Consider the following 12,218-nt stretch of genomic DNA (forward strand, 5'->3'; position numbering starts at 1 on the left):
AGCGTACCGCGCCACTATTTTCTCCTGCTAGAGCACATAAAATTCCAGAAAGTCCGCCTTCGTGAGAGACTAGAAGGGATCCTGTTTATCAACGAGGTCGATGACCTCTATTGTCCGATATTGTCCGAAAGGTTTGAAAGCCTCTATGGAGCACTTCGCGGAGACGACATTCACCGATCCCTCCCGGATTCGTAACTTCTGCATCATTGCGCATATTGACCACGGCAAGTCCACTCTGGCCGACCGCATGCTGCAGATTACTGACGTCGTCAACCAGCGAGAAATGCGTGATCAATACCTGGATCGTATGGACATTGAACGCGAACGCGGCATCACTATTAAAGCGCAAAACGTGCGCATTCCCTGGGTGCCAAAAACTGGTGCATGTGCGGGTCAAGAAATTGTTATGCACCTCATCGACACCCCCGGCCACGTCGACTTTACCTATGAAGTCTCCCGCGCTCTGGAAGCCTGTGAAGGTGCCGTACTGCTAGTAGATGCGGCGCAAGGCATTGAGGCACAAACCCTCGCCAACCTCTACATGGCAATCGATAAGGACCTGGAGATCATTCCCGTCCTCAACAAAATTGACCTCCCCGCCGCCGATCCAGAACGCTACGCACGCGAGATCGCCCAAATTATCGGCTGTGATCCCTCCGACGTCATTCAGGTATCCGCCAAATCTGGCGTGGGTGTGGAAAAACTTATGGACGTTATTGCGGAAAAAGTCCCCGCACCCACCGGAAGTTCCAGTAACCCCACTCGGGCACTCATCTTCGACTCTGTCTATGACATTTACCGCGGTGTCGTCACCTATATTCGCGTCATGGATGGAGAAATCCGTCCCCGCACAAAAATTCGGATGATGTCCACCGGCGCCGTCCACGAACTACTAGAAGTTGGCATCATCTCCCCAGAACCCAAACCTACGGAGGGGTTAGGCGCTGGCGAAGTCGGCTACCTTATCACGGGTGTAAAAGACGTACGTCAATCAAAAGTGGGTGATACCGTCACCACCTTTAAAGATGGTGCGGAGGAACCACTAGCCGGCTATGAGGAGCCGAGGCCAATGGTGTACTCGGGTCTCTATCCCATTGATGCCTCTGACTATCCCGATCTGCGCGACGCCCTCGACAAACTACAGCTCAACGATGCGGCCCTCACCTACGAGCCGGAAACATCTGTGGCATTGGGCTTCGGCTTCCGCTGTGGATTCCTGGGGCTTCTCCACATGGAGATCACACGCGATCGACTGCAACGCGAATTTGGCCTGGATCTTATCTCCACCACACCCAACGTGCACTACCGGGTCATTATGGAAGATGGTACTGAACACCAGGTCACTAACCCCTCCAGCTGGCCGGAGGGGAAACTACGCGAAGTTTACGAACCTGTTGTCGCATCCTCAATTATTGTGCCCAGTGAGTTTGTTGGCACCACTATGGAACTCTGCCAATCTCACCGCGGCGAGTTGAAAGGAATGGACTACCTTTCGGAAACCCGCGTGGAACTGCGCTACCGCCTACCGCTGGCAGAGATCATTTTCGACTTCTTCGATTCTCTCAAGTCCCGCACACGCGGCTACGCCTCCCTGGACTACCACGAGGACGGGGAACAATTAGCCGACCTGGTGAAGGTAGATATTCTGCTGCAGGGTGAGGCAGTAGATGCATTCTCCGCCATCGTCCATAAGGACTACGCCTCTACCTACGGCAATATGATGACGAAGAAATTGTGTAACCTCATTCCCCGCCAGCAGTTTGAAGTGCCTATCCAGGCGGCTGTTGGATCACACATCATTGCCCGTGAAAACATTCGTGCCGTCCGTAAGGACGTTTTGGCGAAATGCTATGGCGGCGACATTTCTCGTAAGCGTAAGCTGCTCGAAAAGCAGAAGGAAGGCAAAAAGCGCATGAAGACCATCGGGCGGGTAGATGTCCCGCAGGAGGCCTTCATTGCCGCGCTTTCTGCCGACTCCGACAGCGACAAGAAAAAGAAATAAACTAACTTAAACCCCAGGTTGTCCGAGCGTCCTTGTAACAGTCCATTTCAGCGTGGGGTTTTTCATCCCACACCATGCAAATGCGGGTGAGGTCGTTATAGCTGGGCCACCCGGGGTTACCTTCCTTAATGAAGTGTGTTAACGCACTTTGCATAAGGTCTGCAGTCGTTTGCCCGGCAGCATCCTCCAGTACTGCCGCCGTTGGATCAGCAGGGTTCGTGGTGGTGACGGGTCCTACCTGACGATCTGCAGTGTCGGCCCCTAACGTGCCAAACCACATGGGAATATCTGCGCAGTGGGCGGCGCCCCTACGGCCCGGCCAGCGATAGTCATACACCCAGGTGTGGGACTCTTCCGCAGGCTGGTCAAGAACACGGTTCTCGGCGGCGGTGGCAATAGTGGCGCGGATCATTGTATCCGTCATCACTGCGCCTATTCGTCCCTCCGTGATGTCATCATGGTGAGCAGCAATAACATCATTCTTCTGGTGTGGGGTCACTGCACTAATAGAGAGAGTAATCTCTACGGCTAGGCGGGTAAGTAATTTCTTTAGACCATCAAAAGTAACAGAGTTAAATTCCTCAGACGTGGCACCCATCAGCATGGGATACTTTTGGAATGGTTGTTCACCAGCAGAAATTGTTAATGGTTTAGGCTGTGTGAGCTTATCCTGAACGGGGTAGAAGGGGAGACCCAATGGGTTAGTGCGGCGCATACGGCGAGAGAGCTTCTCCATTTTTTCCATCGGCCACTGGGACAATGCTTCCGCAGTGAACTTGGCAAAGGGGAAAGCGCGCCGGGCAGCTCGCGAAATACGGTGGGCAGCTTTTGCCATATTATTTTCAGGAATACGGATAAAAGCTGGTGAGCATGCAAATACTTGCTGGAAAAGTCCCTCTGCAGCAGGATTAGAGGCAAGACAGAACACGCTGGTTCCACCAGCTGATTGGCCGCCAATAGTAACTCGCTGCGGATCCCCGCCGAAAGCGGCAATATTGCGCTGAATCCAGGTAAGGGCAGCGATTTGGTCAAGCATGCCGCGGTTAGGGGGAACGTCTGGAAGAGGTAGCCACCCTTCCGCGTCAAGACGATAGTTAATGGTGACGACGATGACGCCAGCAGCAGTGAATTTTCCACCATCCCACCAATTGCAGGCATTTTCGCCCTTAATGAAACTTCCTCCGTGTATCCACACGAAAACAGGAAGCGGATGTTTCAGCGTAAGGCGATCAGGCTGGGGAAGAGTGTCTTTGGGCGCATAGATAGTGAGGTTAAGTTTTTCTGCGCCGCGACGTACTGGTTCCGGAATAGTGGGAGTGTGCTTACTGAGGAAATCTTGTGCAGTAGGGCCAGGTTTTGTACAGTCCCGGACCCCTTCCCACGTGTGGGGAGGTTGTGGTGCTTCAAAACGAGCAATTCCAGAAACTGGGGCGGCGTAGGGAATTCCATAAAAGACCGCATCATGGTCGCGGTTAAGGCCTTGTACCAGTCCTGATTGGGTAGAGATAAGGAGTGGAGATGCTTCACTGGGTGCGGAAGCATCGGTAGTGGTGTCGTTTTCAGCCATAAACCGAGGTTACTCTGTAATCGCTAAGATAGAATCCACCATCCAATAACTTGTGGATAGACGTGCCAGTCTATCCGTATGGCGTGCACTCTATGGTGTGCACAGTAGAAAGGTGTGCTGTGGCTACTGTTAATCCTCTCCTCGTTCCCTCAACATTGCCTTACGGATTGCCTGATTTCTCTGCAATACGAGATGAGCATGTTATGCCAGCATTGCAGGAAGCATTACGTCGCCATAAAGCCGAAATTGACACTATCGCGCATGATCCCACCACCCCCACCGCAATGAACACTGTGGTTGCGTTAGAACAAAGCGGGCAGGATCTCTCCCGCGTTGTGGGCTACTTCTATACGGTGGCAGGCGCAGACGCTACCGATGAGAGACTACGGATAGAAGGAGAGATATCCCCTCTACTGGCGCAGCATACAGACGACATGTACATGAATGCGGACCTTTTCTCCCGCATTGATACAGTCTTTCACTCCCTCTCGGAAAGTCTCGGAGACCTCGCTCCACTAGCGGAGAAAACACAGATACCTTTAGCGGATGTAGAAGCAGAAACAAGCGCTCTCGTACGTCGCTACCATGAACTATTCCTCCGCCATGGAGCAGGCTTAGACGCCGCCGCACAGGCACGTGTGAGAGAAATCAACGCAGAACTCTCCCGCCTATCCTCCGACTTCGGGGACACTCTCCTTAAAGACACGCAGGCACGCGCCGTCCATATCACCGATGAGGCAGAACTGGAAGGGGTAGAAGAGTCCCAAAAAGCATTCTTCGCAGATACTGCCCGGGCAGCAGGGAAGGACGGCTGGCTCATCCCGCTAGGGCTGCCCACTGTACAGCCAATCCTTGAACAGCTAGCGCGCCCAGATGTACGAGCCCGCATCTACGATGCATCACTGCAGCGGGGTGGTCAGAAGAATGAAACAATCGCGCAGCGTATGGCGTTACTACGGGCTGAAAAAGCGGAACTTTTCGGCTACCGCACCCACGCAGAGCTTGTTATCTCGGATGAAACAGCACGCACCCCAGAGGCGGCTTTGCAACTTCTCACCGACCTCGCTCCCGCAGCTGTGCGTAATGCGGAACGGGAACGTGCTGAGCTCCTCCCCGTTGCGCAGGCAGACGGCTGTACGACGCTCAGCGCCGCCGATTGGCCCTACTATGCCGAAAAAGTTCGCGCCGCCCACTACTCTCTTGACAGTGCTGAACTGAAACCCTACTTCCGCCTCCGCAATGTGGTTGAGCAGGGCGTATTCCGAACTGCCGAAATACTCTACGGACTGCGTATTACGAAACGCGATGATCTACACGGCTATACCCCCGACACAGACGTGTGGGAAGTAACGGACGCCACCACCGGCGAAGGACTGGCGCTGCTCCTTACCGACTACTTCACCCGCCCCACCAAACGCGGCGGCGCCTGGATGAATAGCATCATTGACCAGAATGCTCTCCTCGGCCAAAAACCCATCGTCATTAACGTCCTTAACCTCACACCAGCACCCGCAGGCGAAGACACCCTCCTCACCCTCGACGAAGTAGAAACCCTCTTCCACGAATTCGGCCACGCCCTCCACGGCATGCTGAGCAAAGTCATCTACCCACTCTTCTCCGGCACCAATGTGCCACGAGATTTCGTAGAATTCCCCTCCCAATTCAACGAAATGTGGGCCCTCCACAACGACACTCTTCCCGTCTACGCCACTAACGCAGCGGGGGACACAATTCCCCCAGAATTAGTGGAGAAAGTACGTGCGGCACAAAAGTTTGGGCAAGGCTTCGCCACCGTAGAATATCTGGCTGCCTGCATTATCGACATGGCATGGCACACCCTCACCCGTGATGGAATACGTGCCCTCGGGGAGGATATAGACGTTGCCGCGTTTGAAACTGCAGCACTACAGCGCGCCGGGCTGCATGTGGAAGGCATTGCCCCCCGTTACCGCACGCGCTACTACCAGCATATTTTCAGCAATGGGTATTCAGCGGGATACTACAGCTATCTGTGGTCAGAGGTGCTGGATGCGGATACGGTGGACTGGTTCAATGAACAGGGCGGTCTTGTTCCGGAGGCTGGTCAGCGTTTCCGCAAAATGATTTTGTCGCGAGGCGGATCCATCGATTACATGACTGCCTACCGGGATTTCCGGAGCCGCGATAAGGACGTCACCCCATTATTGCGCCGGCGTGGACTGGTCTAAACACAATAGAAAAGCAATGGGCACATACTAGGAACGCAGCACACACGATTGGTAGAGAAAGACAAGGAGGCCAAGGAGTGAGCAGTTTCTCCAATGGGATGAACAATGCAGCATCATGGTTTGTTAATCTCCCTGTGGGATGGCAGATGCTCCTTGCTCTTCTTGTCCTTGTTCCCATTTGCTTTGTTATTGCCCGTTTCCTCCTACTACCGCTTATTGATGCAGTGTATAAGCTGTATAAACGGCATGCGCACACATCGCATCCTGCGGAGAATGCGGGGAATAAGGATGTTGCCTCTACTACGTCGCTGCCCGATAACAGCAAATACAAAAGCAATGCGGGAAGAAAGACAGAGACATCATGAATGCCCCGTCATCTTCCACACCTGTACCGCCGTCCTCCGCACATACGACACGACCATTTAAGACAGAGCCGTTTGTAGCAGTGCCGTGGGAGCGGGCCGATCTCGATAGTATTGTTAGCCGACCATTCGGCATCTATCTGCATGTTCCTTTTTGCACATCACGCTGTGGATACTGTGATTTCAACACCTATGCGTTGCGTACTTTTCCGCCTGGACCAGCTGGTGACCCCATTGCTCATTGGGCGGAACAGTTAACGAAAGAACTGCGTCTTGGTGCGCAGATTCTTACTGACCACAACATCACGCCACCAGCTGCAAACACCGTATTCTTCGGTGGTGGAACTCCGAGTCTACTGGGGCGGCAGTTACCTAAAATTCTGGATGTTGTCCGAGAGTGCTTCGGTATAGCACCCGGGGCAGAAATTACTAGTGAAGCTAACCCGGAGAGTACATCCCCTGAGCTTTTCGACTGCTGGCGAGCGGGGGGTGTTAATCGGCTTTCCCTTGGCATGCAATCTAGTGAACCGCGAGTGCTGGCGCTCCTTGACCGTCAGCATGATCCCGCCCGGGCAGTTGCAGCTATTGAGGAAGCGCAAGCTGCTGGTTTTGAGCATCTTAACCTAGATCTTATTTATGGCACCCCTGGTGAAACTACGGACGATGTTGCTCGTAGCGTAGATACCGTGCTGGCGACGGGAGTTGACCACGTGTCCGCGTATGCTCTCACTATAGAGCCTGGTACTGCGCTTTTTCGAAAAGTAGCGCATGGGGAAATTGACCCCATTGATGACGATATGCAGGCAGATCGGTACTACCAGATTGATGCGGCGTTACAGGAGGCGGGTTTTCACTGGTATGAAGTATCCAATTGGGCCCGTCAGCGTGATGCGAGATGTCGCCACAATCTGGGGTATTGGGAGGGTGGAAATTGGTGGGCTGCCGGCCCGGGAGCGCATGGCTACATGGGGGGAGTGCGGTGGAGTATCCGTAAGAATCCGCGTAGTTATGGAGAGCTTCTCGCACAGGGAATTTACCCGGCAGACTGGTGTGAGAAATTGACGCCTGCAGAGATTCGTGAAGAAACTATTATGCTGCGGCTGCGAGTGAGGGATGGTCTGGGGCGAGAGTATCTGAATCCGGCACAGATACGGGTGGCGGATACTGCAGTAATGGACGGTTTGGCAGTGTGGATAGGGGATAGGTTGGTGCTGACGACGCGGGGGAGGCTTTTAGCGGATGGGCTTATTGGGGATCTTCTTTTAGCAGAAGAGTGAGGGGTAGGGATCTCCTCCGCCCTCTAAAACTGGCACTTAGCGGTTGAGAGTGCCAGAATTGGCATAGACGGTATTATCTATCCGCAGCCATACAGCACTGTAGCAATGACTACAGCAATGACTGTAGCAATGTAGGAATGCAGTAATGATAGTGTTCCCAACATTCCGATAATCCTAATAAGTCTGACAATAAGAAGATGAGGAGGTCCTATGGCACGCGCAGATGAACGCCGCCTTAAAGTCCTCCGGGCTATTGTCACTGACTTTGTGGCCTCTCATGAGCCCGTAGGGTCAAAAGCTATTGTCGAAAAATATCAGCTAGGAGTATCAAGCGCCACTATCCGCAACGATATGGCTGTTCTTGAGGCGGAAGGATATATCACCCAGCCGCATACGTCCTCGGGTCGTGTCCCCACCGAGAAGGGCTACCGTGAATTCGTTGACAATATAGAACACATTAAGCCTCTTTCCCGTGCTGAACGTACTGCTATTCGCCGTTTCCTTGATGAGTCCATCAGTGTTGACGATGTTCTCAACCGCGGTATTCGGCTCCTCAGCCAATTGACTCAGCAGGTTGCGGTTATCCAATATCCCACCTTGCACCGTTCGAGCGTGTATCACGTGGAAATTATGCAGATGGCCAGTAGGCGTGTTCTTGTCGTCATCATTACGGACCGTGGCCGTGTCGATCAGAGAATTGTTGAATTTGACCGAGATCTTACTGAAGAAGCTGTTGAAACATTACAGCAGGAGTTCACTGCTTTGAAGGGGCGTACGTTAAGCCAGGCGTCTTCCGCGGTAGAAACACTTCTTGACGATCCACGCCACCCCTATGCGGAAGAGCTAGAACGTGCTGGACACATTATCCTTGATACGCTTATTGAGCATCCGGAAGAGCGTCTCCTCCTTGGAGGGACGTCTCACCTCACCCGTCATGCTGCAAGTTTTCATGGATCATTGCAAGAACTTCTCGATGCGTTGGAAGAACAAGTTATCATTCTTAAACTTCTCAATAGTGCTGCTAAGGATCCACTGTCTGATCCGCGCGCAGTTACTGTTCGCATTGGGGAGGAAACGCACCTTGAACATATTCATGGCACCTCTGTTGTCTCGACGACCTATGGTGCGGATGATTCCATCTACGGTGGTCTTGGCGTGATTGGACCTACCCGAATGGATTACCTTAACAACATTGCGGCGGTTTCGGCTGTCGCCCGCTATATCGGTGAGATTCTCGCCGGACACTAAAAACCTTATCTGCCCTTGTCCCACTACTCACACTAAGGATCGTTTCCCTTGGCTTTGGATTACTATGGCGTCCTCGGCGTTAATCAGGATGCCACTAACCGCGAAATCAAGAGTGCTTACCGCAAGCTTGCTCGTGAACTACACCCAGATGTTAACCCGTCAGAGGAAGCTGCCGAGAAGTTCAAAGACGTTACCACCGCTTACGAGGTTCTTTCCGACCCCGAAAAACGCCGCATTGTTGACATGGGTGGAGATCCGCTCGGCCAACCCGGCGGAGGTGACGCAGGCTTCGGAGGCTTCGGCGGTGTAGGTGACATTTTTGATGCTGTCTTCAACATGGCCGGTATGGGGGGCATGGGAGGAGGAATGCGTGGCGGCAGTGCCGAACCACGCTCCCGCGTACAACCAGGTGGCGACTCCCTTACCCACCTAGAACTCACCCTTGAGGAATGCTTCCGAGGTGGTCTGCAGGATCTAGAAGTAACAACCTATGTGCTATGCCCGGATTGTCAAGGTTCCGGGTCTGCCTCTGGAGCAAAGCCAACCACCTGCCCATATTGTGGCGGTACAGGGCAGATTCAGGAAGTACAGCAGTCCTTCCTCGGCCAGGTTGTCACAACCCATACGTGCCCACACTGCGGTGGTACCGGACAGATTATTACCGACCCGTGCCATACGTGCGGAGGTGAAGGACGTGTACGGCGTAACCGCAAGGTAACGGTTAAAGTTCCTGCCGGAGTGGGTAGCGGTATGCGTATTCGTCTTGTCTCCCAGGGCGATGTTGGCCCAGGTGGTGGCCCCGCTGGCGATCTTTACGTGGAAATTAGGCAAAAACCAGACCCCGTCTTCACCCGTGATGGGGATGCCCTCCACTGCAATATTTCTGTTTCGATGGTGGATGCCGCACTGGGATGCGAAGTAGACCTTAATATGCCAGATGGGGAAATCTATACTGTGCGTGTTCCTGCTGGTACACAGCCAGGCGATATTCTTCGTGAACGCGGTAAAGGAATGCCACATGTGCGGACGGGCCGGCGTGGCGAACTCGTGGTACTTGTTAATGTCACGGTTCCGAAAGAGCTCAATGAGGAAGAACATGCCGCATTGGAGACGTTGCGTAGTCTGCAAAAAGATGGGGCACGGGTTCTTTCCGAAAAAGATGATGACAACCTGTTTACTCGTCTAAAGCAGGCTTTTTAGCACTAGCTGAGGGCAGGTTAGGATATTTTCTATGACTCTTCCCGTATTTCGGATTGCCCCAGACGATATGAAAGTGGACCCCGGAGCTGTTATTACAGTGAATGGTTCCGAGGGACGCCATGCGGTGACGGTGAAACGTTTACGGGTAGGGGAAAAGCTCATGCTCGGTGATGGGCAGGGGACTCTCGCTATTTGCCGGGTGACGGATATTGACGGGAAGAATACGTTGCGCGCCACAGTTGATGGCGTGAAAACTGTGCCCCGCCAGAAACCTCCTGTGACGATTGTGCAAGGTATCCCCAAAGGGGATGCAGCGGATTTGGCCGTTGATCTCTGCACAGAAGCAGGGGCAGATTGCATTATTCCGTGGCAGGCATCGCGTTGTGTTGCGCAATGGAGTGGTGCAAAGAAAGAAAAAGGCCGCAATAAGTGGCGGAAAACTGCTATTGAGGCAGCTAAACAGTCTCGTCGTGCGTGGGATCCGGAGATCAAGCCGGTTGCGACACTTGATGACATTGTGGCGTTAGTGTCGGAGACACAACGTGCTAGTGGTGTGGTCGCTATTTTGCATGAGTCGGCACGCATGACGTTGGAGACTCTGCCATTTAATCGTGCAAAAAGTATTGTGCTTATTGTCGGCCCAGAGGGCGGCATTACTAAAGATGAATTAACTGCCCTGGAAACAGCGGGCGGGCAGGCCGTCATTATGGGGCCAACTGTTTTACGGAGTGCCGCAGCCGGGGCAGTTGCGTTAGGAGCGATGGGGGTCCTCACAGAGCGGTGGTAGCAAGGTAAGCTAAAGACATGCCCATCATCACTCGCACCTTCACTCTTGAAGGTGACACTATGCCGCTTCTGCTCGGTGCCCATGATGCCAACCTCCGTGAACTCGAAAAACTGTTAACATCTGATATTCACGTTCGTGGCACAGAACTTACTCTCGCTGGTGATCCTGATGATCCGGGCGATCTTCCCCTTTCACAGGCAGTGATAACGTCTCTTCTCGATACTGTGAATCAGGGAGTTAATGTAGATGTTCCAATGGTGCAGCGAACAGTAAGTATGCTGTCGGGGCCCAGCGAGGAAGAACCCTCTGAAGTGTTCTCCACCCGTGTCGTGAATGTGCGAGGCCGTACTATTCGCGCTCAAACTGCCGGCCAGAAGCATTATGTGGAGTCTATTGCGAAGCACACAATTGTCTTCGGTATTGGACCCGCTGGTACTGGTAAGACGTACCTAGCGATGGCGATGGCAGTTAATGCGCTGCGTTCTAAAGACGTTAATCGAATTATTCTGACACGCCCGGCGGTAGAAGCCGGTGAAAATCTTGGTTTCTTACCGGGAACGTTAAATGACAAGATCGATCCTTACCTACGTCCCCTCTATGACGCCTTGCGTGACATGATGGAGCCCGAACAGGCTCGCAAGATGATGGATACGGGGGTTATTGAGGTTGCTCCGCTGGCCTATATGCGTGGCCGTACTCTCAATAATGCTTTCGTCATTTTGGATGAGGCACAAAACACTACTGCTGAGCAGATGAAAATGTTCCTTACTCGGTTGGGTGCGGGATCGACCATGGTTATTACTGGTGATTCGACACAGGTGGATTTACCGGGTGGTAAAACATCTGGTCTGCGAATAGCGCGCCGAGTGTTGGAGGGGGCCAACCCCGATATTGCGTTTATTGATCTCACAAGTGAGGATGTTGTTCGCCATAGTCTTGTGACCGCTATTGTTGAGGCTTACGGGCGCTACGACGAGGAGCAGGCGAAGCGTAAAGAGCAACAGTATGCTGACCATAAGAATGGCGGTTCGCGTGAGAGGAATACGCGGGAGAGAAGTAAGGATCACAAGGATAAAGCATGAGCATTGAAGTAGCTAATGAATCCGGTATGGACGTCGATGAGACCATTCTTATCGACGTCGCTGCATACGTCATGCAGCGCATGGATGTTCACCCAGCTGCTGAATTAGCCATTACCCTTGTCGATCTTGCCACCATTGAGCAGCTTCATGTGCAGTGGCTTGATCTTCCCGGCCCCACAGATGTCATGAGTTTCCCCATGGATGAGCTCACCCCGGGTGGACGTCCCGACAGTATCCAACCTGGTCCAGCCATGCTGGGTGATATTGTTATCTGCCCGCAGTTCGCGGCAGATCAGGCGAAGCGGGCAGGGCATGGGTCCGGCCACGAGATGGCACTGTTGACGGTGCACGGTGTTCTGCACCTTTTGGGATACGATCACGCTACCGCTGCAGAAGAACAGGAAATGTTCTCTCTTCAAAATGCTCTCTTAGCGGAGTGGTACGACCAACGCGATATGGGCGTTCGAAAGGTATAGACCGACAACA

At 53.2% G+C, this 12,218-nt stretch carries 10 protein-coding genes; 9 read left to right on the forward strand and 1 reads right to left on the reverse strand.

All coding sequences use genetic code 11. The features are described from left to right. Nucleotides 1-100 precede the first annotated feature (100 nt). Entirely contained in the window at nucleotides 101-2,002 is a 1,902-nt protein-coding gene (gene lepA, locus DI579_RS02550) for a translation elongation factor 4 (RefSeq protein WP_303678638.1), read from the forward strand. A 1-nt stretch (nucleotide 2,003) separates the two neighbouring features. Here lepA and DI579_RS02555 read toward each other — a convergent pair whose 3' ends face one another. Beyond that, nucleotides 2,004-3,569 (reverse strand): carboxylesterase/lipase family protein, encoded by a 1,566-nt coding sequence (locus tag DI579_RS02555; protein ID WP_290598322.1) that lies wholly within the window; start codon nucleotides 3,567-3,569, stop codon nucleotides 2,004-2,006. A 119-nt stretch (nucleotides 3,570-3,688) separates the two neighbouring features. Between DI579_RS02555 and DI579_RS02560 the strand changes: the two genes are divergently transcribed. From DI579_RS02560 to ybeY, 8 genes are all read left to right on the forward strand, one after another. Beyond that, nucleotides 3,689-5,776: a M3 family metallopeptidase gene (locus DI579_RS02560; RefSeq protein ID WP_303678639.1), complete on the forward strand. Its 2,088-nt coding sequence runs from the start codon at nucleotides 3,689-3,691 to the stop codon at nucleotides 5,774-5,776. Between the two features lie 77 nt (nucleotides 5,777-5,853). Then, on the forward strand, nucleotides 5,854-6,141 hold the full coding sequence (locus DI579_RS02565) for a hypothetical protein (protein WP_290598324.1): 288 nt from the start codon (nucleotides 5,854-5,856) through the stop codon (nucleotides 6,139-6,141). Continuing rightward, the gene (hemW, locus tag DI579_RS02570) at nucleotides 6,138-7,415 is read left to right on the forward strand and encodes a radical SAM family heme chaperone HemW (protein WP_303678640.1); all 1,278 of its coding nucleotides are present in this window, start codon (nucleotides 6,138-6,140) and stop codon (nucleotides 7,413-7,415) included. The genes DI579_RS02565 and hemW overlap by 4 nt, the downstream gene beginning before the upstream one ends. 210 nt (nucleotides 7,416-7,625) lie before the next feature. Then, the gene (hrcA, locus tag DI579_RS02575; protein ID WP_290598326.1) at nucleotides 7,626-8,663 is read left to right on the forward strand and encodes a heat-inducible transcriptional repressor HrcA; all 1,038 of its coding nucleotides are present in this window, start codon (nucleotides 7,626-7,628) and stop codon (nucleotides 8,661-8,663) included. 48 nt (nucleotides 8,664-8,711) lie between these two features. Continuing rightward, nucleotides 8,712-9,863: a molecular chaperone DnaJ gene (dnaJ, locus tag DI579_RS02580; RefSeq protein WP_290598327.1), complete on the forward strand. Its 1,152-nt coding sequence runs from the start codon at nucleotides 8,712-8,714 to the stop codon at nucleotides 9,861-9,863. A gap of 31 nt (nucleotides 9,864-9,894) precedes the next feature. Beyond that, the gene (locus DI579_RS02585; protein ID WP_290598328.1) at nucleotides 9,895-10,650 is read left to right on the forward strand and encodes a 16S rRNA (uracil(1498)-N(3))-methyltransferase; all 756 of its coding nucleotides are present in this window, start codon (nucleotides 9,895-9,897) and stop codon (nucleotides 10,648-10,650) included. A gap of 17 nt (nucleotides 10,651-10,667) precedes the next feature. Beyond that, nucleotides 10,668-11,732 carry a PhoH family protein gene (locus DI579_RS02590; RefSeq protein WP_290598329.1) on the forward strand — a complete coding sequence of 355 codons (1,065 nt, stop codon included), beginning with the start codon at nucleotides 10,668-10,670 and terminating at the stop codon, nucleotides 11,730-11,732. Next, the gene (ybeY, locus tag DI579_RS02595) at nucleotides 11,729-12,208 is read left to right on the forward strand and encodes an rRNA maturation RNase YbeY (RefSeq protein WP_290598330.1); all 480 of its coding nucleotides are present in this window, start codon (nucleotides 11,729-11,731) and stop codon (nucleotides 12,206-12,208) included. The genes DI579_RS02590 and ybeY overlap by 4 nt, the downstream gene beginning before the upstream one ends. Nucleotides 12,209-12,218: the final 10 nt, after the last annotated feature.

The sequence above is a fragment of the Lawsonella clevelandensis genome (assembly GCF_003241315.1).
Classification (GTDB): domain Bacteria; phylum Actinomycetota; class Actinomycetes; order Mycobacteriales; family Mycobacteriaceae; genus Lawsonella; species Lawsonella clevelandensis_A.